The sequence below is a fragment of the Streptomyces sp. CB02058 genome, assembly GCF_001905505.1.
Lineage (GTDB): Bacteria > Actinomycetota > Actinomycetes > Streptomycetales > Streptomycetaceae > Streptomyces.
In genome coordinates this window covers 109,260-132,835 of the sequence record NZ_LIPG01000007.1, presented here as the reverse complement: position 1 = coordinate 132,835, position 23,576 = coordinate 109,260, and the positions used below count along the sequence as shown (strand labels likewise).

General features: G+C 70.6%; 26 protein-coding genes and 1 pseudogene. 17 read left to right on the top strand and 10 right to left on the bottom strand.

Going from position 1 to position 23,576, the window contains the following annotated elements:
• Window positions 1-5 precede the first annotated feature (5 nt).
• Window positions 6-491 (bottom strand): annotated as a pseudogene (locus tag AMK10_RS31440) (ATP-binding protein); the annotation flags it as partial.
• 205 nt (window positions 492-696) lie between these two features.
• Between AMK10_RS31440 and AMK10_RS31435 the strand changes: the two are divergent.
• Both AMK10_RS31435 and AMK10_RS31430 read left to right on the top strand, forming a co-directional pair.
• The gene (locus tag AMK10_RS31435) at window positions 697-933 is read left to right on the top strand and encodes a DUF397 domain-containing protein (RefSeq protein WP_073752227.1); all 237 of its coding nucleotides are present in this window, start codon (window positions 697-699) and stop codon (window positions 931-933) included.
• A 109-nt stretch (window positions 934-1,042) separates the two neighbouring features.
• Window positions 1,043-1,951 (top strand): helix-turn-helix domain-containing protein, encoded by a 909-nt coding sequence (locus AMK10_RS31430; protein ID WP_073752225.1) that lies wholly within the window; start codon window positions 1,043-1,045, stop codon window positions 1,949-1,951.
• A 91-nt stretch (window positions 1,952-2,042) separates the two neighbouring features.
• Here the strand turns inward: AMK10_RS31430 and AMK10_RS31425 are convergent, their stop codons facing one another.
• Window positions 2,043-2,858 (bottom strand): SAM-dependent methyltransferase, encoded by an 816-nt coding sequence (locus tag AMK10_RS31425; RefSeq protein ID WP_073752223.1) that lies wholly within the window; start codon window positions 2,856-2,858, stop codon window positions 2,043-2,045.
• Between the two features lie 423 nt (window positions 2,859-3,281).
• On the opposite strand from AMK10_RS31425, the gene hemC reads away from it, so the two are divergent.
• The 3 genes from hemC (at window position 3,282) to AMK10_RS31410 (ending at window position 5,410) form a co-directional block, all read left to right on the top strand.
• The gene (gene hemC, locus AMK10_RS31420) at window positions 3,282-4,217 is read left to right on the top strand and encodes a hydroxymethylbilane synthase (protein WP_073752221.1); all 936 of its coding nucleotides are present in this window, start codon (window positions 3,282-3,284) and stop codon (window positions 4,215-4,217) included.
• A gap of 293 nt (window positions 4,218-4,510) precedes the next feature.
• A complete protein-coding gene (locus tag AMK10_RS31415; RefSeq protein ID WP_073752219.1) occupies window positions 4,511-4,954 on the top strand; it encodes an SRPBCC family protein in 444 nt (147 codons plus the stop codon).
• 69 nt (window positions 4,955-5,023) lie between these two features.
• On the top strand, window positions 5,024-5,410 hold the full coding sequence (locus AMK10_RS31410; protein ID WP_073752217.1) for a VOC family protein: 387 nt from the start codon (window positions 5,024-5,026) through the stop codon (window positions 5,408-5,410).
• Between the two features lie 10 nt (window positions 5,411-5,420).
• Here the strand turns inward: AMK10_RS31410 and bla are convergent, their stop codons facing one another.
• The gene (gene bla, locus AMK10_RS31405) at window positions 5,421-6,362 is read right to left on the bottom strand and encodes a class A beta-lactamase (protein WP_073752215.1); all 942 of its coding nucleotides are present in this window, start codon (window positions 6,360-6,362) and stop codon (window positions 5,421-5,423) included.
• Between the two features lie 177 nt (window positions 6,363-6,539).
• On the bottom strand, window positions 6,540-7,610 hold the full coding sequence (locus AMK10_RS31400; protein WP_073752212.1) for a YncE family protein: 1,071 nt from the start codon (window positions 7,608-7,610) through the stop codon (window positions 6,540-6,542).
• A gap of 342 nt (window positions 7,611-7,952) precedes the next feature.
• On the opposite strand from AMK10_RS31400, the gene AMK10_RS31395 reads away from it, so the two are divergent.
• Entirely contained in the window at window positions 7,953-8,486 is a 534-nt protein-coding gene (locus tag AMK10_RS31395) for an AAA family ATPase (protein ID WP_073752884.1), read from the top strand.
• A gap of 40 nt (window positions 8,487-8,526) precedes the next feature.
• Entirely contained in the window at window positions 8,527-9,006 is a 480-nt protein-coding gene (locus AMK10_RS31390) for a diadenosine tetraphosphate hydrolase (protein ID WP_073752210.1), read from the top strand.
• Window positions 9,007-9,054: 48 nt separating this feature from the next.
• Here the strand turns inward: AMK10_RS31390 and AMK10_RS31385 are convergent, their stop codons facing one another.
• Complete coding sequence (locus AMK10_RS31385; protein WP_073752208.1) at window positions 9,055-9,471, bottom strand: thiol-disulfide oxidoreductase DCC family protein; 417 nt, start codon at window positions 9,469-9,471, stop codon at window positions 9,055-9,057.
• A 206-nt stretch (window positions 9,472-9,677) separates the two neighbouring features.
• Here AMK10_RS31385 and AMK10_RS31380 point away from each other — a divergent pair, with 206 nt between their 5' ends.
• From AMK10_RS31380 to AMK10_RS37845, 7 genes are all read left to right on the top strand, one after another.
• Window positions 9,678-10,226, top strand: coding sequence for a tellurite resistance TerB family protein (locus AMK10_RS31380; RefSeq protein WP_073752207.1), 549 nt, complete (start codon window positions 9,678-9,680; stop codon window positions 10,224-10,226).
• A 215-nt stretch (window positions 10,227-10,441) separates the two neighbouring features.
• The gene (locus AMK10_RS31375) at window positions 10,442-11,080 is read left to right on the top strand and encodes a LysE family translocator (RefSeq protein ID WP_073752882.1); all 639 of its coding nucleotides are present in this window, start codon (window positions 10,442-10,444) and stop codon (window positions 11,078-11,080) included.
• A gap of 129 nt (window positions 11,081-11,209) precedes the next feature.
• The gene (locus tag AMK10_RS31370) at window positions 11,210-11,434 is read left to right on the top strand and encodes a hypothetical protein (protein WP_073752206.1); all 225 of its coding nucleotides are present in this window, start codon (window positions 11,210-11,212) and stop codon (window positions 11,432-11,434) included.
• Window positions 11,434-11,691 carry a hypothetical protein gene (locus tag AMK10_RS31365; protein ID WP_073752205.1) on the top strand — a complete coding sequence of 86 codons (258 nt, stop codon included), beginning with the start codon at window positions 11,434-11,436 and terminating at the stop codon, window positions 11,689-11,691. Before AMK10_RS31370 ends, AMK10_RS31365 begins: the two co-directional genes overlap by 1 nt.
• Window positions 11,692-11,793: 102 nt before the next feature.
• Entirely contained in the window at window positions 11,794-13,047 is a 1,254-nt protein-coding gene (locus tag AMK10_RS31360; RefSeq protein ID WP_073752204.1) for an amidohydrolase, read from the top strand.
• A gap of 107 nt (window positions 13,048-13,154) precedes the next feature.
• Entirely contained in the window at window positions 13,155-14,267 is a 1,113-nt protein-coding gene (locus AMK10_RS31355; protein WP_073752203.1) for an AI-2E family transporter, read from the top strand.
• Window positions 14,268-14,448: 181 nt separating this feature from the next.
• Window positions 14,449-14,619, top strand: a complete 171-nt coding sequence (locus AMK10_RS37845) for a hypothetical protein (RefSeq protein WP_198959833.1) — start codon at window positions 14,449-14,451, stop codon at window positions 14,617-14,619.
• Between the two features lie 56 nt (window positions 14,620-14,675).
• Here AMK10_RS37845 and AMK10_RS31350 read toward each other — a convergent pair whose 3' ends face one another.
• Window positions 14,676-15,098 (bottom strand): helix-turn-helix domain-containing protein, encoded by a 423-nt coding sequence (locus AMK10_RS31350; protein ID WP_073752202.1) that lies wholly within the window; start codon window positions 15,096-15,098, stop codon window positions 14,676-14,678.
• A gap of 51 nt (window positions 15,099-15,149) precedes the next feature.
• Window positions 15,150-15,560 carry a VOC family protein gene (locus AMK10_RS31345; protein WP_073752201.1) on the bottom strand — a complete coding sequence of 137 codons (411 nt, stop codon included), beginning with the start codon at window positions 15,558-15,560 and terminating at the stop codon, window positions 15,150-15,152.
• A 241-nt stretch (window positions 15,561-15,801) separates the two neighbouring features.
• Between AMK10_RS31345 and AMK10_RS31340 the strand changes: the two genes are divergently transcribed.
• A complete protein-coding gene (locus AMK10_RS31340; RefSeq protein WP_073752199.1) occupies window positions 15,802-16,251 on the top strand; it encodes a spore-associated protein in 450 nt (149 codons plus the stop codon).
• 221 nt (window positions 16,252-16,472) lie between these two features.
• On the opposite strand, the gene AMK10_RS31335 is transcribed toward AMK10_RS31340, so the two are convergent.
• Together AMK10_RS31335 and AMK10_RS31330 are read right to left on the bottom strand one after the other, a co-directional pair.
• Window positions 16,473-18,032 (bottom strand): mucoidy inhibitor MuiA family protein, encoded by a 1,560-nt coding sequence (locus AMK10_RS31335; protein ID WP_073752197.1) that lies wholly within the window; start codon window positions 18,030-18,032, stop codon window positions 16,473-16,475.
• An 8-nt stretch (window positions 18,033-18,040) separates the two neighbouring features.
• Window positions 18,041-20,083, bottom strand: coding sequence for a DUF4139 domain-containing protein (locus AMK10_RS31330; RefSeq protein WP_073752195.1), 2,043 nt, complete (start codon window positions 20,081-20,083; stop codon window positions 18,041-18,043).
• Window positions 20,084-20,229: 146 nt separating this feature from the next.
• On the opposite strand from AMK10_RS31330, the gene AMK10_RS31325 reads away from it, so the two are divergent.
• Window positions 20,230-21,192, top strand: a complete 963-nt coding sequence (locus tag AMK10_RS31325; protein WP_073752193.1) for an SDR family NAD(P)-dependent oxidoreductase — start codon at window positions 20,230-20,232, stop codon at window positions 21,190-21,192.
• Window positions 21,193-21,563: 371 nt separating this feature from the next.
• On the opposite strand, the gene AMK10_RS31320 is transcribed toward AMK10_RS31325, so the two are convergent.
• Window positions 21,564-22,208, bottom strand: coding sequence for a dihydrofolate reductase family protein (locus AMK10_RS31320; protein ID WP_073752191.1), 645 nt, complete (start codon window positions 22,206-22,208; stop codon window positions 21,564-21,566).
• A 606-nt stretch (window positions 22,209-22,814) separates the two neighbouring features.
• Between AMK10_RS31320 and AMK10_RS31315 the strand changes: the two genes are divergently transcribed.
• A complete protein-coding gene (locus tag AMK10_RS31315; protein ID WP_073752880.1) occupies window positions 22,815-23,570 on the top strand; it encodes a (5-formylfuran-3-yl)methyl phosphate synthase in 756 nt (251 codons plus the stop codon).
• The last annotated feature ends 6 nt before the right edge of the window (window positions 23,571-23,576 follow it).

Sequence of the window (23,576 nt, the reverse complement as noted above, 5' to 3'; positions counted from 1 at the left end):
CAGACGGTCTTCCCGGCCCGGGTGGGCCGGGACCACCCCCATGAGCTGCTCAGCGCGTCGATGATGCTCAGACCCCTGCCCCTTTCGAGCGACTCGTCCGCACGGCGCAGCACGGGCACATCGGGACTGGGGTCGTTGACCGCGCAGACCAGTGTGCTGTCCTGACACGCGAGGCCGAGCCGCGCCGTGGAAGCGGCCGCGGGCTCCGCTCCGGGCCGCAGTCCGTGACAGACCGCGTTGCTCATCAGCTCACCCGCGACAACAGCGACATCATCGGCACAGGAGCGCAGGCCCCAACGCTCCAGAGCCTCCCGGACGAACGCCCGCGCCTGACGCAGGCTCTCCGCGTCCGGACCCAGCCGTCGTGTGGTGAACCCCGGTGCCCCGATGCCGAGTTCCCGGGCCAGCTCGACGTGCGGGTCTCCGCCTGATCCGGCAGGAGCGGGCGCGGGCGCCGCTGCTCCGTGGCGTGATGTGTTCTCCGCGTGCATGAGCGCTGATCATCCTCCGCAGAAGGCCGGTTGATGGTGCCGTGGGGGCCGGATGACCACTAGTATCCTCGCCGTCCGCCCGCGCAGTGCAATTGCATCCGGAATTGCACCCAGGGGTGTGAGCAGGGGACATCTGTTCACCCGCGGCGGAGCCTGGCCGTGCGTCAAGGCCAGTTCGCACAACAGCCGACAAGGAATGGACCGCATGCAGAACATCGACAACGGCGTTCCCGCCAACTCCCTGACGGGCGTGGAATGGAAGAAGAGCCGCCACAGCAACCCCAGCGGCAACTGCGTCGAGATGGCAGTGCTGCCCGGCGGGGGAGTGGCCGTCCGCAATTCCAGGCACCCCGAGGGGCCGGCCCTCGTCTACACCGACGCCGAGGTGCGCGCATTCCTCGCGGGCGTCAGGGACGGCGACTTCGACGGCATGGGCGGCTGAAAAGCATGGGAGTGAACGGCTGAATCGGGACGGCATTCCCGTACCGGCCGGACCTCCGGGGGCTCCTGATGGCACACTGGCGTCACGACGCCCGTCCTCAGGAGTCCGCATGCCTGGAATCGAACCGCTTCAGCCGTTACGGCAGCCGGCGCTCGCCCCGGTCGCGGCGGCAAGTCCCACCGCCCTGCGACTGGTTCTGGGCGCACAGCTGCGACGGCTGCGCAGCGAGGCGGGACTCACCCCCGAGGCGGCCGCTTCCTGCATCCGCTGCTCCACCGCGAAGATCAGCCGCATGGAGACGGGGCACTCCCCGTGCAAGGAACGCGACGCCGTCGATCTCCTCGCCCTGTACGGCGTGGCCGATCCCGGCCGCACCACCGAGTTCCTCGAGCTGGTGCGCAGGGCGGGGCAGCGTGGCTGGTGGCGCCACTACGCCGATGTGCTGCCCGACTGGTTCGAGCCGCTCGTGGGACTGGAGGAGGCCGCCTCGTCCATCCGTACGTATGAGGGGCACTACGTCCCGGGGCTGCTGCAGACCACCGACTACGCCTACGCGGTGGTGCGTTCAGGCCACGCCCTCGAATCGGAGGACGTCACGAGGCGGCGTGTCGAGCTGCGCCTCAAACGGCAGGAGTTGCTGCGGCGCCCCGATGCTCCCAAGCTCTGGGTGCTGCTGGACGAGGCGGTGCTGATGCGCCCGACGGGCGGCGCCGCGGTGATGCGGGACCAGCTCGCCCATCTGCTGGACATGACCGAACTGCCCCATGTGATCGTGCAGGTGGCGCCCTTCGACGTGACCGCCCACACGTCGCCGGGCAACGGCATCACCTATCTGCGATTCGCCATGGAGGGGCTGCCCGACGTCGCGTACATCGAGCACCTCACGAACGCCACCTCCGTGAACAAACAGGAGAGCACGGACGAATACCGCTGGATCCTGGACTCCCTCAGCGCGCAGTCCCCGAGTCCGGCGGCGAGCAAGGACCTTCTGAGGCAGGCGCTGGAGCGCTACAGCTGAGCGGCTCCACCGCTCCGGTCCCGGGCGCCTGCCCCCACTCGTCCGCCGCGCCTGCCTCGTCCCGCTCAGACGGAGCGGTTGAGCGCCCGCGTCACCACTTGCGGCCGACGCCGCCGTACTCGATCCACTCCTGGGTGGCCTGCTTCGGCGCCAGATCCGAGTCCGGCCGCCACGTCGACACCTCCACCAGGCCCGGCTCCAGCACGTCCAGCCCGTCGAGGAAGTCGCGTACGTCGTCCTGCCGGCGCACCCGCCCCCACTGGTTCCCGGTGCTCCTGGCCATGAAGTCCGTGACGAAGTCGCGGGTGGCGGCGTCCTCGCTCACGAGCTGGCACACGACGAGGAAGCTTCCCGGCGCCAGCCTGTCCGCGACCCTGCGCACCAGACCCGCGGGGTCGTCCTTGTCCGGAATGCAGTGCAGCACGGACACGAACAGGGCGGCCACGGGCTCCTCGAGGTCGATGAGCCGTTCCACCTCCGGGTGGCCGAGAATCCCCTCGGTGTCCCGCATGTCCGCCTGGATGACGGCGGTCCTGTCGTTCTCCTCGAGTATGGCCTTGCCGTGGGCCAGCACGATCGGGTCGTTGTCTATGTAGACCACCCGCGCGCCGGGGTCCACCAACTGCGCGACCTGATGCACGTTGTCCTGCGTCGGGAGGCCGGATCCGTGGTCGATGAACTGACGGATGCCGTACTCGGACGCCAGGTGGTGCACGACCCGCCGGAGGAACCGCCGGTTGTTCACCGCCAGGACCTTGGTGCTCGGCACGACCTCCAGCAGCTCCTCGCACGCGACCCGGTCGGCGGGGTAGTTGTCCTTGCCGCCCAGGTAGTAGTCGTACATCCGCGCGACGCTCGGTACGTTCACGTCGATGTTCTTCGGAATGGAGGTGTCCCCGTTGCTCATTCAGTCCCTCGCGGTTCTGAGAGAAATCAGTGTCGGTGTGGGGTCATGCTAGGGATCTCCGGGAGGGCCTGACAGTCCTCGGGGGAGTGAGGCAAGGGTGCATGACGTGGAATCGGCCAACTGTGACCGATCCCGGACACGCGCTCGACCCGGCTCCGCCCGCCCTATTGCGGCATATGCAGTCGGTGCTCGGCAATGAGGTGTCAATATGCCCTGGTGGAAAGCGATTTATCGCATGGAGGCCGCAAACGGACCGCTGTGCGCGGCCGAAGCGGAACAGCGCTCCAACGCGGCTTGAATTCGACGGTGGTGAGTATGCGACGCGCCCCCCTCGGAGACATGGGGAAACATGCCGCACGAAAGCGGAAGGGCGATCGGTGCCGCACGTCCTCCATTCGCCGTCGGCGGACTATCGTTGGCCCCATGTCCGCCCCTGAGCTGATCCGCATCGTCTCGCGCGACTCTCCCATGGCCCTCGCCCAGGTGGAGCGCGTCCGTGCCGAACTGGCCGCCCTGTACCCCGACACCGCCACCGAGGTCGTACCCGTCAGGACCACGGGCGACAAATGGATGGGGGACCTCTCGAAGGTCGAAGGCAAGGGTGCCTTCACCAAGGAGGTCGACGCGGCCCTGCTGGCAGGGAAGGCCGACCTCGCCGTCCACTGCGTGAAGGACATCCCCGCCGACCGCCCGCTGCCCGCCGGGACCACGTTCGCCGCCTTCCTCGAGCGCGACGACATCCGTGACGCCCTGGTCCATCCGGAGGGGCTCACACTCGACGAGCTCCCCGACGGCACCCGCATCGGCACGTCATCCGTACGCCGTGTCGCCCAACTCGCGGCATCACATCCCCACTTGACGTGCGTCCCGTTCCGGGGCAACGCCAACCGGCGACTGGCGAAGCTGGCGGACGGGGAGGCCGACGCGCTCCTCCTGGCCGTCGCGGGCCTCCACCGTATCGGCCGACCGGACGTGATCAGCGAGGTCCTGCCACCCGAGACGATCTGTCCCCCGATCGGCGCCGGCGTCCTGGCCCTGCAGTGCCGTGAGTACGACACCAACACCATCGACATGGTCTCCGCGCTCAACCATCCCGGCACCTACCGGGAGATCACGGCCGAGCGCATGTTCCTCCACGTACTCCAGGGACACTGCAACTCCCCGATCGCCGGATACGCCAAGTCCCAGCGCAACGGAGACCTCTCCCTGCGCGCCTGCGTGTTCACGCCCGACGGAAAGACCGTGCTCAACGCACACGAGTGGGCCGGCCCTCTCGACCCCGCCACGCTCGGCACCTCCGTGGCCGTCGCCCTGCTGCGTCAGGGTGCACGCGAGCTGATCGACACGATCGCGCACTGAGCCGGATCGCGTCCCGTGCCCGATCCCGTACAACCCTTCTCGCGCACGCGAGGTCGAACAGGACGCGTCGATCGACGAGCACGCCCGCGGTCCGGCGGAACCCCATGTCCGCCGGACCGCGCATGCCGCTGCCGAAGGCCGACGTGCGCGCCGGCGGAGCCGGAGACACCCGATTGCGCGCCGGATCCGCCCGACGGGCTGCCGAGCGGCCCACGGGCGCGGATGCTGGGAGGCAGCGTCACGACGGGTGTGCCGCGCAGCGGGCTCCTGCCCGTCGCACGAGAGGAGTCCCCATGTCCCGGTTCGAGGCGACGGTCGACATCGACCGTCCCGTTGCGGAGGTCTTCGCCTTTCTGGCGGACGGCGAGAACGACACCAAGTTCAGCCCGCGTGTCCAGGAGATCTCCAGGACGCCGGCCGGTCCCACGGAGGTGGGCACCGTCTTCCGCAGCACGGTGAAGGACGCCGGTATGACGACACAGCGGGAATTCAGGATCAGCGAGCTCGTCGCCCCTACCCGAATCCGCTGGAACGAGCTGTCGACCAACCTCGTCACGGCCAGGGAAGGCGGGTACGACCTGGAGTCCCTGGCCGATGGCCGGACGAGGGTGCGGATCTTCAACGACCTGGAAGGCCACCGCGTGGGCAAGCTCCTGGTCGGACTCGCCGTCGCCGCCGCGCGGAAGGACGCCCCTGCGTTCGGGCAGCGGATCAAGGCTGCCGTCGAGGCATCCTGAACCTCCTGGTGCGGCCACGCCCGCCCTGTCCTCACGGGGATCAACGCCCGCACACGTAGGGTCGTGACCATGGTGCATGTACTGAGCAGCCGGGTGCTGCTGAAGCCCGCCGACCCGGATGCCTCCCGCCAGTTCTACGGACAGACGCTCGGGCTCGCCGTCTACAGGGAGTTCGGCACCGGCCCCGAGCGCGGGACGGTGTACTTCCTCGGCGGGGGGTTCCTCGAGGTGTCGGGCCGTTCGGAGGCCCCACCGGCGGAGACGCTGCAACTCTGGATGCAGGTCGCCGACTGCGCGGCGGCGCACGAGGAGGTTTCGGCACGAGGAGCGCGCGTCCTCAGGCCGCCGGTCCGCGAGCCATGGGGGCTCATCGAGATGTGGATCGCCGACCCCGACGGCCACCGCATCGTGCTGACCGAGGTTCCAGCGGACCACCCGCTCCGCTACCGCCCCTGAACGGCGGCTCTCAGGCGAGGGCGGAGAGCGCGACGCGGGCCGCCTCGGCGATCAGCGCGTCCTGGTGCACCGCGTCCCGGGTCTCGCGACGGGTGAGCACGGCGAGAACGACGGGCTCGGAGTCCGGCGGCCAGAGCACGGCGATGTCGTTCCGGGTCCCGTAACCGCCCGTGCCGGTCTTGTCCCCCACGACCCAGCCGTCCGGGGTACCCGCGCGGATGACGTCGTCTCCGGTCGTGTTGCGCCTGAGCCAGTCGGTCAGCAGGGCGCGCTCCTTCGCGCCGAGGACATTCCCGAGGGCGTAGGCGCGCAGACCGGCGGCAAGGGCACGCGGTGTGCTGGTGTCGCGGGGATCGCCGGGCGCGGCTTCGCTGAGTTCGGTCTCGTAGCGATCGCAGCGCGTCGTACGGTCGCCGAGGCCGCGGAGCGCGTCCTGGAGACCGCGGGGCCCGCCGAGCTCGTGGAAGAGGAGATTGGCCGCGGTGTTGTCGCTGTGGCGGATCGCTGCATCGCAGAGCTCACGCAGTGTCATTCCGGCGTCGACGTGCTTCCCGGTGACCGGGGAGTTGGCGACCAGCTCGTCGCGTCCGTAGCGCACACGCCGGTCCAGACGCGCGACCGTGACGGCGTCCAGTACGGCACCGGCGAGCAGCGCCTTGCAGGTCGAGGCATAGGCGAAACGCTCGTCCGGCCGGTGGGTGACGGACAGCCCGCTGCCGGTGTCGATCGCGTACACGCCCAGCCGGGCGTCGAACTTCTGCTCGAGCTCATCGAAGGAGGCCTTCGTGCGCGCCGGCTTCGCCGACGGCGGGGACGCACCACCGGCAGGACCCGCATCGCTGCGAGCCGGGGGCGCGGAGTCCTGGGAGGCCGTCGCGCACCCGGAGAGCGGGACAGCCGCGAGTCCGGTCAGCGCCCAGAGCGCGGAGCGACGGGAGAGAGGGGGAGGCACGAGGTCGGTGGCTCCTGTCCGTGGGGCCTGTACGGCGATCACCGGGGTTCGGGCGGTTCCCAGACTAGGCGCCGCACCGCCCTCTCCCGCCGACCTGCGGGCTGTGTCGCGGCAGGGGGAGAGGCCCTGCGCGCGGCGACGGCGCTGGGAGCGCCCCGAGTCCGTCGCCCACGCGTGTCAGCAGCCCTGGCGCGCTCCGTTGCCGAGGCGTATCCGGGTCAGTCCGTCCTCGCCCGCGGTCCCGGAAGCGGACTTGTCGAGGACGTACGCGGTGCTGTCGTCGGTCACCTTGACGTGGTTGGGGTACGCGTCGGTGGCCACGGTCTCCACGACGTCTCCCGCACGCGGGTCCACCACGGACACGCTTCCCGCCAGCCGGTTGACGACCAGGACCTGGCCCGAACACGGATCGGAGGCCACCGACTTGGCGCCTTCGCCCGTCGGCACCGTCTTCGCGACGGCTCCGGCGCGCAGATCGACGACGGAGAGCGTTCCCGATCCCTGGTCGGCGGTGTACGCCGTTCTCCCGTCGGCGGACAGCGCGATCGAGAGCGGGCCGGTACCGGTGGGAATGAGCCGCGGGGTCGTGGACCCGGCCCGGACCTCGATGATCCGGCTGTTGGTGAAGTCGGCGGCGTAGACCGTCCCGGTCCGTTCGTTCACCGCGATGCCCGTCGGACCGCTTCCCTCGACGGTGACCCTTCTGACCTCCTCGAGGGTGCGGCTGTCGAAGGCGACGAGTGAGCCGTCGCCGAAGGCGCTCGCCCACACGAGGTCGCGCTTCTCGTCCACGACGACCTCGCGGGAGTGGTTCACATCGAGGCGGGTGGCGAGGTGTCGGCCGGTTCTCTGGCTGTAGACGGCGACCGAGTTGTTCCGGGTGTTGGTGACCCAGAGGGTGTTGTGCTCATCGTCCACGTCGATGCCGTACACGGCCTCGATCGTGCCGTCGGTGGGGGGTGTGTAGGACGCTTCCACCTGGAGGGTGTCGGGGTCGATCTTCAGCAACCGTGACCCGGTGGTGGGGGCCGGCGGCTGTCCCACGGAAGAGGTGGCCCACAGCACGTCGTTGCGCTCGGAGTAGGCGGACTGGTAGAGCCCCTGGGCGAGCGGCACCGAGGTGACGTGTGCGCCGGCCCGGGTGGTGGTCTGCGCTGCTGCGGGGCCGGCGGGCGTGAGTGCGCCGCAGGCGGCGAGCGCCGCGGCGGTCGCGGCCGCGCGGCGGACACGGGGGTTGAGCGTGGGCATGTGTGCTGTTCTCCCTGGACGTGCGCCTCCGGTGAGGTGCGCGCAGTATGCGGACGCGGCCGGGACCACGCCCTTCTGTCCACTGTCGTTCGGCGGTCTCGGGGTCACGGCGGGCCGCGTGCGGAGTGACGCGCACTCAGCGCGTGGGGTGCGGCCGGGACTCGACACCTCATGCAAAAGTTAGGTAAGCCTAAGCTAATATTTCATCAAAGGGCAACCGTCGCGGCTCACCCCGGGGAGGCGGGAGGGGCGCGATGACAGGTGGGTGGGTCCGCCGAAGTGAGGAAGTCCGACGCTGTGGGACCCGATCCCCGGCGACAGGCGGGTAGCGTGACCACCGTGATGGCAGGTACCGAGGAAACCCGGCTCGTCATCCTGCGCGGCAACAGCGCGTCGGGGAAGTCGAGCGTCGCGGGCGGCCTGCGTGACGCGTTCGGCCGTGGCGTCGCCCTGGTCGCCCAGGACAACCTCCGCCGCCTCGTCCTGCGCGAACGGGACCGGCCGGGAGCCGCCAACATCGGCCTGATCGACGTGACCGCCCGCTATGCCCTGGACGCCGGATTCCACGTCGTGGTCGAAGGGATCCTGTACGCCGACCACTACGGCGCCATGCTCGCGCGGCTGCGTGCCGACCACCGAGGCCCGACCCATGCGTACTACCTGCACGTGCCGTTCGAACAGACACTCGTCCGTCACGCCACCAAGTCGATCGCCGACGAGGTGGGCGAACCGGAACTACGCAGCTGGTACCGGGAGATGGATCTGCTGCCCGGTGCGATCGAGACCGTCATCGGTGCCGACAGCAGCCTCACCTCCACCGTCGACCGCATCATGCGCGACACCGGCCTGGCCGGTCTCCCGGCCCGGGACCTCTGACGGCTCCGCTTACTGCCGCGGGCCCTGTAGGTTTTGCGCCGTGACGGGTGAGTGGCGCAGGGACCGGATCGGAGCGGCGCTGAAGGGGGAGAACCCGACGGTCGTGCGACGGCTGACGGCGGGGTTCGCGGTGATCGGCGATGTGCAGTTCCTGCCGGGATACTCGGTTCTCCTCGTGGACGAACCGGATGTGCGGCGGCTGTCCGACCTGTCGAGGGTGAAGCGGCTGTCGTTCCTGTCCGACATGGACCAGCTGGGTGAAGCCGTGGAGCGGGCCTGCCGCCGGCTGGATCCGGCGTTTCTGCGGGTCAATCTGGAGATCCTGGGGAACACGGACCCGTTCCTCCACGCCCATGTCTGGCCCCGGTTCGCGTGGGAGCCGGCCGAGCGGGTGGGTGGCCCGGTATGGCTCTATCCCCGTGACCGGTGGAGCGATGAGAGGTACGGGCTCGGTCCGCGGCACGACTGCTTGCGCGATGCGATCGGCCGCGAACTGGACGAACTGCGCTCGGCGGTCTGACGGGATCGCCGGCGGCCCGGTCCGTCCCCGCGTGGAAGGACTCGCGCCTCAGTGCGCGGAGCGCGACGGAGCGGCCGGAGGCCGCGGCCGACGGTCCGCGGGCAGTCCGCAGGCCGGCGTACCGCCGGGGAGCCTTTCCCGGTTGTTCGCGACGAGCCGGTAGACGCCGTGGGCGATCCAGCGCAGGGGCGGCAGGGTGAGCAGGGCCCCCAGGACGCTCCAGCCCTTGCCCGCGCTCAGCAGGAGCTTGGCGACCGCCTGCGCACCGCCGTGCACCGCTCCGTTCGGAGCGATCCACAGGACTTCGTACTCCGCCCGCTCGCGAGTTGCTCCCAAGGAGTCCAGATCGGCGAACTGCCAGGGGGTGATCTCGCAGCGGGGCCGGAGGTGACGCCCGGCGAACGTCACCGAGGAAGTGCAGAAGGCGCAGTCTCCGTCGTAGACGAGTACAGGTCGGGTACGCATGGCATCGATGATGCCGCATCGGCCGGCCGGGCCGGTTGCCGCCCCGCAGCGCGCGGGGGCGGTGGGGATCCGGGAGGAGCCGGGTCTCCCGGAAGCCGGTCGAAAGCCGGAGGCACTTTGCGGAACCTTTACCTTGGGTGGGTCGTTGGCTGGTTGAGCTCGCGGGCTCGGGACCGACCATTCATACGAAGACCGAGGTGACCTCAATGGCAGTATGGGACCGGCTCAAGGACCAGGCCAAGACGTTGCAGCAGTCACAGGGATCGCGCGCGTCGACCGGTGGGCGCAGTGGCGGCCACGGATCCACCGGCGGGTCGCGCGCGCAGCTGGTGAGCACGCTGAAGTCGCAGCTCGCCTCCCTCAAGACGGAGCTGAAGAGCGGCGCCTACCGGGACGCGAGCATGGCGATGTGCGCGCTGGTCGCAGCCGCGGACGGGCATGTGGACCCCGCGGAGCGCCAGCACGTGGAGTCGATGATCCTCGGTAACGAGGTGCTGCAGAACTTCCCGCCGGAGCAGCTGCGCCAGCGCTTCAACAAGCACGTGGACCAGCTGTCGCTGAACTTCCAGCAGGGCAAGGCCGATGCGATGCAGGAGATCGCCAAGACGGCCAAGAAGCCGACCGAGGCACGGGCCGTACTCCAGACCGGCATCGTCATCGCGGGCGCCGACGGCAACTTCTCCCAGCCGGAACACATGATCCTTCGGGAGGTATGCACGGCTCTGGGCCTGTCCCCGGCGGAATTCCAGCTCTGACCCGATGCGGCGGGTGTGCCGGTGCGCCGCCCCGGGGGCGTCCGAGGGGCGAGGGAGGAGACGGGAGCACACCGGCCGGGGCGCGTCGCGGCGTTCCACGGAGCTGCTCCGGTTCCTCCTCGCCGGCGGCACCCCGGCCTGCGGTTCCGGGCGTCCGGCGAGTCCCGTAACAAAGCGCGTGCGGGGCGGGCCCGGTGCGTGCTTGCATGCCCGTCATGGTCTCTGCCGAGCGCTTGCTCGCCTTCGCGGCGATGTCCTTCCTGCTCATCATCGTTCCCGGGCCGAGTGTGCTCTTCGTGATCGGCCGGGCCCTGGCCCAAGGGCGGCGTGCCGCGCTCACCACGGTCGTCGGGAACACCCTGGGCGCCTACGTGCTCATCGCCGCCGTGGCTCTCGGGGTCGGGTCGATCGTGGAGCGTTCGATCCTCGTCTTCACGGTGCTGAAGCTCGCCGGCGCCGCCTACCTCGTCCACCTGGGCATCAAGGCCTGGCGGCAACGCGGAGCCCTGCAGGCCGCGTTCACGGGCGACAAGGCCGTGCGGGGCGGCATGCGTACCTTGGGGGAGGGCTTCGCGGTCGGTGTGGCGAATCCCAAGACCATGGTGTTCTTCGCCGCCGTGCTGCCGCAGTTCGTCGACCGAGCCCAAGGGCATGTCGTTGTCCAGATGCTCCTGCTCGGCCTGGTCTTCAGCATCATCGCGGTGGCCTGCGACTCCGTGTGGGGACTCGCCGCGTCAACCGGACGCGACTGGTTCGCCCGGTCCCCTCGGCGGCTCTCCCTGGTCGGAGGAGTCGGCGGTCTCACGATGATCGGCCTCGGTGTCACCGTGGCCCTGACGGGACGCAAGGACTGATCACACGTCAGAGATGCCCTGCGTGACCGTCCTGCCTGCTGCGCGCACCAGTTCGCCGGTGTGGGCCACTCGTGTACCGGCCGGGGGATACCGTTGAAGGAACACGCCAAGCCGCCTCCTGGAGCCCCGATGAGCGAACAGCCGGCCACAGACCGGAAGCCGCTGGAGCCCGCCGCCGCCGATGCGGTCCGCGCGTACGCCGCCAAGACCCGCGCTGACGCCGACCGCCTGGCCGCGGTACTCGAGGACATCGCCACGAACGGCCTGCCCTCCGTCGAGGAGTGCACCCCGTGGGAGGACCTGCGCGACGCACGCCTCGCGCACCTCGCCACCCAGCGCCCCGCCGTCGCCTGATGGCCCCCAGGCGCGCCCGCATCGCGTTCAGCGATTCTGCGGCCAAGCAACTCGAAGAGCTGTCGGAGAGCGCCGTGCACGCGCTCGACCGTACCCTCGTCGCCATCAGTGTCGATCCCGACATCGGCGCCCCCATCCCGGGGCACACGGCGCAGCCCGCCCTGCGCCAGTACGCCGATGAGGTCGAGGACGTCCGCGTCCTGTACTTCGTCACCGCGCTCCGCACGGTTGTGGTGGTCGCCTACATCGAGGCGTGACCGGAGCCTCACGGCCGTGGGCGATGCCCCCGCGGCATGCTCCTGCTGTGGGCCGGTAGCCTCAGCAGGAGCAAGTAGCACGCGAGCTCGGACGGAGTCGGCATGACCGACAGCACCCGTGTCGTGCTGGAAGGCCTCGACGGCATCCGGACCGACATCGAGGATCTGTACAAGGACCTTCACCTCCACCCCGAGCTCGGCCTGGAGGAGCACCGTACGGCCGAGAAGGCGGCCGATGCCCTGCGCGCTCTCGGTTACCGGGTCGTCGACGGCATCGGCGGCACCGGGGTGATCGGGGTGCTGGCCAACGGCGAGGGCCCGACCGTCATGGTCCGGGCCGACATGGACGCCCTCCCGGTGCGGGAGCGGACGGGCCTGCCGTACGCCTCCACCGCGACGGTGACCGGGAGCGACGGCACCGAGCAGCCCCTCATGCACGCCTGCGGGCACGATGTGCACGTCGCCACCCTGATCGGCTGCGCACGGCTGCTGGCCGGGGCGAAGGACGAGTGGAAGGGCACCTTCATCGCGCTCTTCCAGCCCTCCGAGGAGCGGGGCGACGGAGCCGACGCGATGCTCGCGGACGGGCTGACGGCCAAGTCGCCCCGCCCCGACGTGGTGCTGGCCCAGCACGTGCTGCCCTACCCGGCGGGATACGTGGGCACCCGTGCCGGATCGTTCCTTTCGGCGGCCGACAGCCTGCGCATCACCGTCCACGGCAGGGGAGGGCACGGGTCCATGCCACAGGCGACGGTGGACCCCGTGGTGATGGCGGCGATGATCGTCGTACGCCTGCAGACCATCGTCTCCCGCGAGGTGGCCGCGCTCACGCCCGCCGTGGTCACGGTGGGCAGCATCCATGCGGGGACCGAACCCAACATCATCCCTGACCGCGCCGTCCTCCAGGTCAACGTCCGTACGTACGACGACAACGCGCGCGCCCAGGTGCTGGAGGCCATCCGGCGGGTGGTGACGGCGGAGTGCCACGCCTCGGGGGCGCCGAAGCCGCCCGAGTTCGAGACGATCACCTCCTTCCCCCCGACGGTCAACGACGCGGCGACGACACAGCGCGTCGCGGAGGCGTTCGCCCGGCACTTCGGTGACGACGCGCACACCGTCGACCTGCAGACCGCCAGCGAGGACATGAGCAAGATCCCCGATGCGTTCGGTGTGCCGTTCACCTACTGGGGCATCGGCGGCACAGACCCGGCACTGTTCGCGGCGGCCGACGGCGCCGGGAAGCCCGCGCACGTTCCGGTCAACCACAGTCCGCACTTCGCCCCCGTGCTCCAGCCCACTCTGGACACCGGGGTGCGCGCCCTCGTCGTCGCGGCCCTCGCCTGGCTCGCCGCCTGAACGGCCTCGCCCGCCGCCCCGACGGACGGCCTTCGGCTCCACATCGAGGGAGCGTCGGCGAGGGAGCGGCGTGAGGGTGGGAACCGGTGGCGATTAGGGTGACCCCCATGTCTGTCACGTTGAGTTCCGCCAAGACCCGCGCAGCCCTGAGGACTTCGGCTCGTGTCTCGGGCGAGGCGCTCCTGGTCCTCGTCATGGCCGCGGTCGCGCTGTGGGTCCTGGGCCGCATGTGGTCGGTCATCTGGCCGCTCATAGTCGGCCTGTTGCTCACCACCCTGACGTGGCCCGCCGCGCGCTTCCTGCGCAGACGAGGCTGGCCCGCGACGCTCGCGGCTTCCCTCGTGACGGTGCTGTTCCTTCTCGTCGCCGCGGGGACCGTGGCGCTCATCGCCGTACCGGTGGCCGATCAGTCGGGGGAGCTGACCGACGGTGTGGTCGAGGGCATCCAGAGGGTGCGTGAATGGGCCTCCGGTCCGCCGTTCAACATCGGCGACGACGAGATCACCGGCGCACTCGACACCGCGATCGCGCGTCTCCAGGACAGCCTCGGCAGCATGGTCACCACCGTCGTGACGGGCGTGAGCACCGTGGTCAACGGTGTGGTCACCGCCGTCCTGGCCATCTTCCTGATGTTCTTCATGCTCAAGGACGGAGCGAAGTTCCTGCCGTGGCTCTCGCGCCAGCTGCCCGGCCGCCTCGCCACCGATATCCCGGTCGTCGCCGCGCGGAGCTGGTCCACACTGTGCGAGTTCGTGCGCTCCCAGGCGTACGTGGGCCTGCTCGACGCGGTGCTCATCGGCATCGGGCTGTGGATCGTGGGAGTGCCGCTGGTGCTTCCTCTGGCGGTGCTGACGTTCGTATCGGCGTTCGTGCCGATCGTGGGCGCGCTCTTCGCGGGATTCGTCGCGGTGCTCATCGCCCTGGTGTCGAACGGAGTGACCGACGCGCTGATAGTGCTGGCGATCATCCTCGTCGTGCAGCAGCTCGAGGGCAACGTGTTCCAGCCCATGATCCAGAGCCGGGGACTCGGCCTGCACGCCGCGGTGGTCCTGCTGGCGGTGACGCTCGGCGGCAGCCTGGCCGGCATCGTGGGCAGCCTCCTGGCCGTACCCGTCGCAGCGCTGATCGCGGTGGCCTGGAACTACCTGCGGGAACAGCTCAGCGAATCGGAGGAGCCGGAGCCCCAGGTGGCACCGAGCGGCACCGTCGCATCGTCGTAACGCTCCACGGCGGCGCCTGCCCGGGGCCCGGGAGGAGCAGCGGACCCGGGCAGGCCCGAAGAGACACACCGTGCAGCCGCACTGCTCCAGCCCGCCCGGCTCCAGGACCTGAACCGACGGTTCACAGGCCTGAACCACGCATGTGGGGGAACGCGTGTTCCAACACGAAAAGGAGCCGACCATGCTGGGAATAGCCGCAGCCGTACTGTTCTTCATCGCCTTCCTCATCAACGCCGCAGACATAGCGACCAACGATGTCTTCAGCTCGGTGAACGTCATGCTCCTCGGGCTGGGCCTGCTGGCTCTGCATGTCGCGGGCATCGGGCACGGGCGCCGGGTCGGCCGTCGGTGACTGCCGGCCCGCCCCTCGATCCGGATGACGCTGAGCCCTTCCCCCAGGGGGAGGGCTCAGCCGGTGTCCGAGGTGCAGGGCGTGCGCTCCGGTGCGACGGCCGATGACCCCGCCGCACCGCGGCCGTAGGCGCCGGGCGGCACGCCCGTCAGCTCGGTGAAGCGGGCACGGAACACAGCCGGCGACGAGCAGCCGACGGCCGAGCAGACCTCGCCGGTCCCGAGGCCGCCGCGTCGCAGCAACGCCGTCGCGCGTTCGACGCGACGCCTCATCAGATAGGCGTACGGCGATTCGCCGTACGCGAGCCGGAACTGCCGGCTGAGCTGCCCGGCCGGCATGTTCGCGCCGCGGGCGAGCGCCTCGACGTCCAGCGGTCGCGCGTACTCCCGGTCGATCCGGTCACGGACGCGGCGCAGAACCACGAGATCGTTCAGTCGCTGTGCGGCGGTGAGCGCGCGTGCCCACCCGGGGTGGCACATGGGAGAACTCCCTTCAATCGTGTGTGCGGAGGACGGGGACGACCGTCCGGCTCAGCGAAGTTCCTGGATGCGGATCAGGTTGCCCGAAGGGTCACGGAAGGCGCAGTCGCGCATACCGTACGGCTGCTCGGTCGGCTCCTGGACGACCTCGGCGCCACCTGCCCGCACCTGCGCGAAGGTCCCGTCGAGGTCCCTGGTGGCCAGCAGGATCCAGCCGTACGTGCCCTTGGCCATCATCTCGGCGATCGTGCGGCGCTCCTCCTCCGTGACCCCCGGATCGGCGGCCGGCGGTGCCAGAAGGATGGACGTGCCGGGCTGGTCCACGGGTCCGACCGTGATCCAGCGCATCCGGCCCTGTCCCACGTCGCTGCGGACCTCGAAGCCGAGGACGTCACGGTAGAAGGCCAGCGTCGCCTCCGGATCGTCGTGCGGGAGAGGCGTCGTGTGAATCGAGATGTCCATGTCCGTGACGTTATCCGTGGATCACCCGTCGACGCTTCTCGATTCCTGATCCGTCCGAAGCGTGTCGCGCCCCCCGACGTCGCGTCACCGGGCCGCACCCCGGGGCGCCGTCCTCCACAGCGCCGCCGCCGTCCCGGGTGCGCCGCCCCACCTTTGGGCCCGGGGCACGCACAACCATCGGCAACACTCGAGGGTCACATCAAGTAGGAGCAATCCGCTCTCAGGGACACAAGGGGGATATATGAGGAACACGCGCTTTATCGCGACCGCCGGAGCGTTGACCGCTCTGGTGGTGGGTGCCACGACCGCCGTCGCCACGACCGCGTCCGCCGCACCCAACGTCACACCCCAGGGCGTCTGCGGCAGCAGCTACAAGACGGTGAACTCGGTGCCCGTCGGCTCTCTGGGCACCGTCTATCTGACGTACAACTCGTCGAACGGCAAGAACTGCGTCGCGACCATCCGCACCAACCCGGGCACCGCCAAGGCCATGTCCACGTACATCTACGTTCCCGCCACCGACGAGTGGGCCGAGGACTACGGGAACTTCACCTCGTACGCGGGACCGGCCTACGTCTACGGCAAGGGCTACTGCGTGAGCTGGGGCGGTCACATCTCCAACGTGTACGTGTCGGTGGACAACTCCAACTGCGCAGCCCGCAAGGAAGTCCGCCGGACCAGCATCCGCTGATCCGGTTCACCACTCGGCCGCGGTCTCCCGCGCCGCCGCCTCCGCAGCCCGGCCTTGCGGCCCTTGCCGCAGCCGGTCGCCGCGAGGGCGTGCACGAGCCGCAGCGGCGCGGGAACGTGGCACGTGCCGGGCCCTGTACGGGTGTGAACCCAGGGCCCGGCACAGTCGTGCGACCCGGGGCCGGCGTCGCGTCAAGCCCGGGTGCCGGTACGTCGTCGGGCTCAGAGCCCGGTGACCTTGGAGCCCGCCGACAGCTCGTAGACCAGGGTGACCGTGCGATGGCTGTCGGGCGGGAGAACCACGTCCCAGCGGGCGATGCCTTCCTCGTCGACCGTATCGGGCACGGGGGAGCAGTGCTCCTTCCGCAGGCGTATCTCCACCGACGAGACTTCTGAGACGGGGAGCCGCTCCCGAAGGGCGACCACGCGGTTGCCCTCCTCCCCGGGAGCGGAGAACCGCGAAAGATGCAGCCGGACCGTACGGGTGATGACGGTGCGCTGGGTGATGCCGGTCGTCTCGCGGGACTCCTCGGTGTGCCGGACCACCCGGTGATCGTCGCTGCTGCCGAAGGCGAGCTCGACGGGTGCGCCGGGTGCCGTGAAGTCCAGGGTGCCGCGCCCGCTGAATCCGCTTCCACGGACCAGGTCCACGGGTCCGGCGAGCAGCGCGTGCCCCGCTGGGCCGTCGAACCGCACCACCTGCGTGACCAGCGGAGACAGCTCGGGGGAGCAGGCGTACTCACTCTGGGCGGACGTGGTGACGACGGACAGCGGCACACGGTGGGCACGGCCGTCGGACGGAACGGAGACACGCACCGGTGCGCGCAGCACCCGTGCCTCGCCGCCGTCGTCCACCCCGGGCAGGCCCAGTACCGGAGCCGGGCCGAGCGTCCCGATCTCCTCCTCGCGCAGCTCGACATCGACCGTACGGCGTTCCGCCGGTGAGCGGTCCGTGAGCGTGAGCCGGTCCTCACCGAGGCGCGGCGGGTCGGTGGCGAGAGCGGACCGGGCCGTGGACAACGTCAGCTTCACGTCACGCCAGTCCTCCCCGGTGCGCTGCCAGACCATCGCGTCCGTCTCCAGCGTCAGGGAATCACCGTCGAGCACCGCCCGGTAGGCGGGCCGCCACAGTGCGCACGGGGTCAGATGGGTCAGCCGCAGCCCGACCGGACCGGCGGCCGAGGACTCCACGGTCAGCTCGACATACGCGACGAGCTCGGCGGGCTCCTCCTCGGACAGGTACATGGCCTGCTGGGCCTCGGTGAGTTGGTCGGCGAGGACGGTCAGGCGGGCCTCCACGGTGCGCAGTTGCTCGGCGCACGTGGCTCGTTCGCCGTCGACCCGGTCCAGTTCGAGGGACCATCGGGAGCTGTCGGCCTCCCCGGAGCCCGCCCCCTCCCCGACGTCCCGCAGCAGATCCGCCACGAGGCGTCCGAGGACGTCCCGGCGCGCCTGCAGCCGGTCCCGCCGGTGCCCCAGGTCGAGCTGTTCCGCTTCGAACGCGACGATTCGCCGGCGCAGCTCGGAGTCGTCGGCATGCGGCAGAGGACCGCGCGGCGTCCAGCTACGGGTGATCCGTACGTCGAGCACGGCCGCCGGGTGATCGGCGGTCAGCTCGGCATGCAGGGTGCGGTCGACGGCGAGAGCGCTGACGGGTCCGAGGCGCAGACGCCGGACCCCCGCCTCCAGATCGAGTACGAGGGCACGCTCGACGTGGGCGCGGTCCTCCAGACAGGTGACGGCGGTGACCGGAAGGGCGATCGGCTCCGGGGCTGTTGTCATGGTGTGTGTCAGCTCCTGCGGTTGCCACCGACGAGGGCCTTGCCGGCCGGGATTCGGATTTCGTAGCCGCCGTCGAGCACGGCGGTGCCGCCCGCGGGCAGCTCGACCCGCCAGACACGGGTGCCCGGTGCCCGGAGACCGGCATCGGCGCCTTCGTCCTCGGGTGCGGTCCAGTCGGCCCGCTCCTCGATCCGGACATCCGGGTCGGAGGTGACGGGCACCCGCTCGCGGACCTCGACGGTCACGGGAAGCGCGAGGCGGTTGGCGAGCTCCACGTGGACGCGGTGGTCGAGGACGGTGGTGTTGTTGCGCAAGCCGGCCGTGGACTCGAGCAGATTCGTCCGGCGGGTGACCTGGAGGCCCTCGGCCCGTCCGAGCCCGAGCCGCCGGACACCGCCGGGGGCGAGCGTGGGCAACGCCGCGGTCAGCAGGAAGTCGTCGTCGACCGTGACGTCCACCGGGCCGGCGAGCAGGGCCTGGTCGGTTTCGTTGGATATCACCAACGTCGCGTACACGGTCTGTTCCACGGACGGGATGCAGAGGTACTCGGTGTTCGTGCCGACCGGGATCTCCCCGATGGTGACGGTGTGCCAGGTGCCGTCGGACGGGATGTCGGCGCGGGCCGCGGTGTCGAAGCGGTGGTCGAAGGAACCGGCCGACTCACGGGGCCGCACCGCGTGCCCCGGCAGCGGAAGCGCCGCCACCGCTTCGGCGCGCCGGCGGAACTCGGCCGCCACCGCGTCGACGGGGGAGCCGGGGAACAGGCGCCCTCTGCGCGCCGAGCGCTCCTCGGGGCCGCAGAGCACGAGGGCGGCGTAATCGAGCTCCGCGCCGCTGGGCTGCGGCGGACCGGTCACCGCAGCCGCGGGCGGCGGCGGGGGCGAGCCAGGCGCGGCCGGGGCGGGAGCCGCCAGGGGAGCGCCCCCGTACGCGGGCCCGCCGCCCGTACGAGACCTCCGGGCCTGCGCGGGCGCGGGCATGCCGACGGCGAACTGTTCGGGGGAGGCACTGCCCGGCATCGGTGGGGGAGGGGGAGGCCCGCCGTACGCCGCCGGAGGTGCGGGCGGCGGTGGCGGAACGGCCCCGGCGGCCACGGGCACGGCGGCCGGGGCAGGACGAGGGCCGGCCGCGTCGTACCCGGTGAAAAGGTCGGTGAGCCCCGCCGGGGGCTCCCGCCAGCCGGTCGGCGCCGAAGGGGGCTGCCGGCGCCCGATCCTGACCGAGCGGAGCTTCGGCAGCCCGGTGCCGCGTCGCAGGTCCGCCGTGGCCAGCGCGAGGGACACCCCGGACCAGTCCTCCCCGGTGCGCTGGGCCACCGAGGCCCGCAGCACCAGACGGCCGCTGCTGTCGCCCTGACGGTGGGTGAGACGGTACGTCGGCACCCAGACGGCGCCAGGAACCCCGTACTCCAGTTCAATGAGGACCTCGGCCGCAGCGTCACCGGTGCCCGAGGCATCGACGATCAGCAGGGCCGACACCGTCGTGTCCACGTGCGCCGACGGTACGTCGGTGGACGCGCGGGCGAGCCTGTCCACGGCGATGTCGAGCTCGTGCTCTGCACGGAGCAGTGCTTCCTCCAGCTCGACGAGGCGCGTGTGCAGTCCCGTCAGCCGGTCATCCACGAAGTCGGCCAGCTGGAGCCAGGAGCCGACCGGGGTGCTACGGTGCCCGTCCTCGCGCCTGCGGGGCGGGGGCACCGGGCGCAGCCCACCGATCTCACCGATCAGGGTCAGCTGGTGGTCGCGGCGAACCTGCGCCGCCCCGTACTCGTCCCGCAGCCGCTCGACCTCGTGCCGCAACTCGCCGGGCGTGGAAACGGCCCGCGGTTCGGCCTCGACCTCCACCCGGGCCTCCCTGACTCGCACCCCGGGGGTGCCCAGAACCCGGGCCCGCAGCGAGCCCGGGTCAATGGCCCGGGGCAGCCCCGTCACGCGCACCCTGCCGTCCGGTGGCACGCTGCCCCGAGCCAGACGGCGGCAGACCGCGCCCCGCTCGTACACGACCACAGAATCGAGGGTCGATCCCCACCTCTGTGCTGCCTCGACCGTCATGTCTTCCGCCCCCCTGTCCAACGCCGAGGGAAGCCTACGCCAGGACGTTCGGCGCGCGTCAGGGCCAACGGCGTACGCCTGGCGGGGAACGGTGCCGTTCACCAGCACTTGCCGTAGAGCGCGGTCCAGCACCTAGCTTGGCCGCCATGACCACACCTCAGCACAAGATCGGATCGGGCCTCGGCGCCCGGAGCACCGCGGACGACGTCCTGCGCGGCATCGATCTGTCCGGCAGCACCGCCATCGTCACCGGCGGCTACTCGGGACTCGGCCTGGAGACGACTCGCGCCCTGGCGCGTGCCGGAGCGCACGTCGTGGTCCCCGCCCGCCGACGGGAGGCCGCCCAGGAGGCGGTGCAGGGCATCGACGGTGTCGAGACCGAGGACCTCGACCTCGCGGACCTCGACAGCGTCCGGGGTTTCGCCGACCGCTTCCTCGCCTCCGGCCGCGAGGTCGACCTCGTGATCAACAACGCTGGAATCATGGCCTGCCCCGAGACACGGGTCGGGCCGGGCTGGGAGGCCCAGTTCGCCACGAACCACCTGGGTCACTACGCGCTGGTCAACCACCTCTGGCCGGCGATCGCGCAGGGTGGCGGGCGCGTGGTCGCCGTGTCCTCCGGCGCCCACGGCATCACCGGAGTGCGCTGGGACGACGTTCAGTTCGAGAGCGCGTACGACCGGTGGGAGGCGTACGGCCAGGCGAAGGCGGCGAACGTGCTGTTCGCCGTGCAACTCGACGCGCTCGGCCGCGACGCCGGAGTCAGAGCGTTCGCGGTGCATCCGGGCAGCATCCTCACCCCGCTGCAGCGCCACCTGGCGAAGGCGGAGATGGTCGACGCGGGCTGGATCGACGAGAGCGGCAACCCGGCCGATCCCACCTTCAAGACGCCTGAGCAGGGCGCGGCGACGCAGGTATGGGCGGTGACCTCTCCCCAACTGGCCGGTATGGGAGGTGTGTACTGCGAGGACTGCGACGTCGCCGAGCCGGCCGTCGACGGTTCGGAAGGAGGCGTGCACGCACACGCGACCGACCCCGAGCAGGCCGCGCGGCTGTGGGCGCTGTCCGCCGGACTCACAGGCGTCGACGCTTTCGCGGCGACGGCCTGAGGGCTGCTGCCGGAAACGGTCGAGGGTGGCGGCATCCGCCGAGGGATGCGCCACCCTCCGGGGCCACAGCGCGGTCCTGCGAGGGGCAGCGGTTGGTGGAGCGATGGCTGCCGCGGAGGGAACGGAGGGACCACGGACGCCGGCCGCAGTACTGAGACGGGCTCGCGGCGGAGTCCGGATCGTCGGCCGGAGCGCCCTCATCCGCCTCGTCAAGGCGTGCGTGGCATGGGCGCACGCCTGGGCCGACCTGAGCGGACGTCCGCCAGGGACCCGGGGCAGAGACGATCGCGCCGGAGCGGACGGCCCGCCCCGGGCGTCGATGCCAAGCAGGAGGTACTGCCTGTGCGGGCGGTCGCGCTGCCCTCAGGTGCCTACGGCCGGGTGAACGTCAGGTGCGTGACGCCGCTGGGGGTTGTCACGGACTCGGTCCGGAAGCGCCCGTCGAGTCCTTCGAGTCCGTCCCACAGGCGCTCACCGCGGCCCAGGATGATCGGGACGACGGCGACGTGGAGATGATCGACCAGGTCTTCTGCGAGGAACTCGCGGACCGTGGTCGGCCCGCCGCCGATCCTCACGTCCAGGCCGCCCGCGGCTTCTCGCGCCTGACGGAGCGCCTCCTGCGGTGTGGCGTCGATGAAATGGAAGGTGGTACCGCCCTCCATCTCCACCGCGGGGCGGGGGTGGTGGGTCAGGACGAACACCGGCGTGTGGAAAGGCGGGTTGGGCCCCCACCAGCCCTTCCAGTCTTCGTTCTCCCACGGCCCGCGCTGAGGGGCGAACTTGTTGCGGCCCATGATTTCCGCTCCGATGCCGGCGTTCCAGGTGCCGGCGACGGCGTCATCGGCCCCGGTGCTTCCGTCCGCCTTGCCCAGCATCTGCTGGAAGGTCCTGGTCGGGAAGAACCACTCATGGAGCCGTGTGCCGGCGTGACCGAACGGGGCATCGAGGCTCTGCCCTTCACCGGTGGCGAATCCATCGATGGAGACGGAGAAGTTGTGGACTCTCACGCGGGACATGGCACGGACTCCTGCCCTCGAAGCGATGTGTTGCGAATTGCATTCACTGAGCGTGGGCGAGCCTAGACTCGCTGATAGCGGTATGCAATCACTGGAGGTCGGCACACGAGACCGACCGCGGTCCCGATCACCGAGCAGGGTGAGGACGGCGGGGACGATCGCCATCCGCGACCTCCGGATCGTGGGCCGACGGGGTCCAGGTCAACCCCTGGTCGAGCAGATTGACGAAGTAGTCGGTGGTCAGGCTTCCGGGATTGTCGGTGGGGACGCCCATGGCCGATTCCGGTAAGTGGCCCCGAGTGCGCGCAGCCCTCCTACCAAGGCGTCGACACAGGCGACTCCGCCCTCGATGGTCTCGGTCAGGCCATCTGCCAGAAGGCGTCCTTGGTCACGGTCCAGGAGGTCCGCGGTCGAACCGGCGCCCTCGGGCTCATCGCGCCGGTGCACTCGGAGTCATTCGCAGACGTACACGCGCCGTCCGGGGAACTCCGCACGCCCTACCGCCCCGCGCGGGCAGCGGAAATGATGAGAACACCGCACATGAACCAGGTGATCCGCGGTTTCCCGTGCCCCGGCCGGGCGGACTCGCGGCGGAAGGAGTTCACGGTGTTGCTTCTCATCTCCCCGGACGGCGTCGAGGAAGCGCGCGCTTGCGCGAAGGCGGCGGAACACCTCGACATCGTCGACGTCAAGAAGCCTGACGAAGGCTCTCTCGGCGCCAACTTTCCCTGGGTCATCCGGGAGATCCGCGACGCGGTTCCGGCGGACAAACCGGTGTCCGCCACAGTCGGCGACGTGCCGTACAAGCCGGGCACCGTGGCACAGGCCGCGCTCGGCGCGGCCGTCTCCGGTGCCACGTACATCAAGGTGGGGCTGTACGGATGTACCACTCCTGAGCAAGGCGTCGAGGTCATGCGGGCGGTTGTCCGGGCGGTGAAGGACCACCGACCGGACGCGCTGGTCGTCGCCTCGGGCTATGCCGACGCCCACCGCGTGGGCTGCGTCAATCCGCTCGCCCTGCCCGACATCGCAGCCCGCGCCGGTGCCGACGCGGCCATGCTGGACACCGCGATCAAGGACGGGACGCGGCTGTTCGACCACGTTCCGCCGGACGTCTGCGGCGAGTTCGTCCGTCGCGCCCACGCAGCCGGTCTGCTCGCCGCCCTCGCAGGCAGCGTCAAGCAGGCCGACCTCGGTCCGCTGACCCGTATCGGCACGGACATCGTGGGCGTGCGCGGAGCGGTCTGCTCGGGCGGTGACCGCAATGCCGGAAGGATCCAGCCGCACTTGGTCGCGGCATTCCGGGCGGAAATGGACCGGCAGGCCCGGGAGCACGCCGCCGACGTCCCGGCCCTGAACTGAACGCCG

Excerpts from the sequence above, each read along its gene's own strand:
- AMK10_RS31435 (WP_073752227.1), top strand. The coding sequence starts at position 697 with ATGCAGAACATCGACAACGGCGTTCCCGCCAACTCCCTGACGGGCGTG.
- AMK10_RS31430 (WP_073752225.1), top strand. The coding sequence starts at position 1,043 with ATGCCTGGAATCGAACCGCTTCAGCCGTTACGGCAGCCGGCGCTCGCC.
- AMK10_RS31425 (WP_073752223.1), bottom strand. The coding sequence starts at position 2,858 with ATGAGCAACGGGGACACCTCCATTCCGAAGAACATCGACGTGAACGTA.
- hemC (WP_073752221.1), top strand. The coding sequence starts at position 3,282 with ATGTCCGCCCCTGAGCTGATCCGCATCGTCTCGCGCGACTCTCCCATG.
- AMK10_RS31415 (WP_073752219.1), top strand. The coding sequence starts at position 4,511 with ATGTCCCGGTTCGAGGCGACGGTCGACATCGACCGTCCCGTTGCGGAG.
- AMK10_RS31410 (WP_073752217.1), top strand. The coding sequence starts at position 5,024 with ATGGTGCATGTACTGAGCAGCCGGGTGCTGCTGAAGCCCGCCGACCCG.
- AMK10_RS31400 (WP_073752212.1), bottom strand. The coding sequence starts at position 7,610 with ATGCCCACGCTCAACCCCCGTGTCCGCCGCGCGGCCGCGACCGCCGCG.
- AMK10_RS31395 (WP_073752884.1), top strand. The coding sequence starts at position 7,953 with ATGGCAGGTACCGAGGAAACCCGGCTCGTCATCCTGCGCGGCAACAGC.
- AMK10_RS31385 (WP_073752208.1), bottom strand. The coding sequence starts at position 9,471 with ATGCGTACCCGACCTGTACTCGTCTACGACGGAGACTGCGCCTTCTGC.
- AMK10_RS31380 (WP_073752207.1), top strand. The coding sequence starts at position 9,678 with ATGGCAGTATGGGACCGGCTCAAGGACCAGGCCAAGACGTTGCAGCAG.
- AMK10_RS31375 (WP_073752882.1), top strand. The coding sequence starts at position 10,442 with ATGGTCTCTGCCGAGCGCTTGCTCGCCTTCGCGGCGATGTCCTTCCTG.
- AMK10_RS31370 (WP_073752206.1), top strand. The coding sequence starts at position 11,210 with ATGAGCGAACAGCCGGCCACAGACCGGAAGCCGCTGGAGCCCGCCGCC.
- AMK10_RS31365 (WP_073752205.1), top strand. The coding sequence starts at position 11,434 with ATGGCCCCCAGGCGCGCCCGCATCGCGTTCAGCGATTCTGCGGCCAAG.
- AMK10_RS31360 (WP_073752204.1), top strand. The coding sequence starts at position 11,794 with ATGACCGACAGCACCCGTGTCGTGCTGGAAGGCCTCGACGGCATCCGG.
- AMK10_RS31355 (WP_073752203.1), top strand. The coding sequence starts at position 13,155 with ATGTCTGTCACGTTGAGTTCCGCCAAGACCCGCGCAGCCCTGAGGACT.
- AMK10_RS37845 (WP_198959833.1), top strand. The coding sequence starts at position 14,449 with ATGCTGGGAATAGCCGCAGCCGTACTGTTCTTCATCGCCTTCCTCATC.
- AMK10_RS31350 (WP_073752202.1), bottom strand. The coding sequence starts at position 15,098 with ATGTGCCACCCCGGGTGGGCACGCGCGCTCACCGCCGCACAGCGACTG.
- AMK10_RS31345 (WP_073752201.1), bottom strand. The coding sequence starts at position 15,560 with ATGGACATCTCGATTCACACGACGCCTCTCCCGCACGACGATCCGGAG.
- AMK10_RS31340 (WP_073752199.1), top strand. The coding sequence starts at position 15,802 with ATGAGGAACACGCGCTTTATCGCGACCGCCGGAGCGTTGACCGCTCTG.
- AMK10_RS31335 (WP_073752197.1), bottom strand. The coding sequence starts at position 18,032 with ATGACAACAGCCCCGGAGCCGATCGCCCTTCCGGTCACCGCCGTCACC.
- AMK10_RS31330 (WP_073752195.1), bottom strand. The coding sequence starts at position 20,083 with ATGACGGTCGAGGCAGCACAGAGGTGGGGATCGACCCTCGATTCTGTG.
- AMK10_RS31325 (WP_073752193.1), top strand. The coding sequence starts at position 20,230 with ATGACCACACCTCAGCACAAGATCGGATCGGGCCTCGGCGCCCGGAGC.
- AMK10_RS31320 (WP_073752191.1), bottom strand. The coding sequence starts at position 22,208 with ATGTCCCGCGTGAGAGTCCACAACTTCTCCGTCTCCATCGATGGATTC.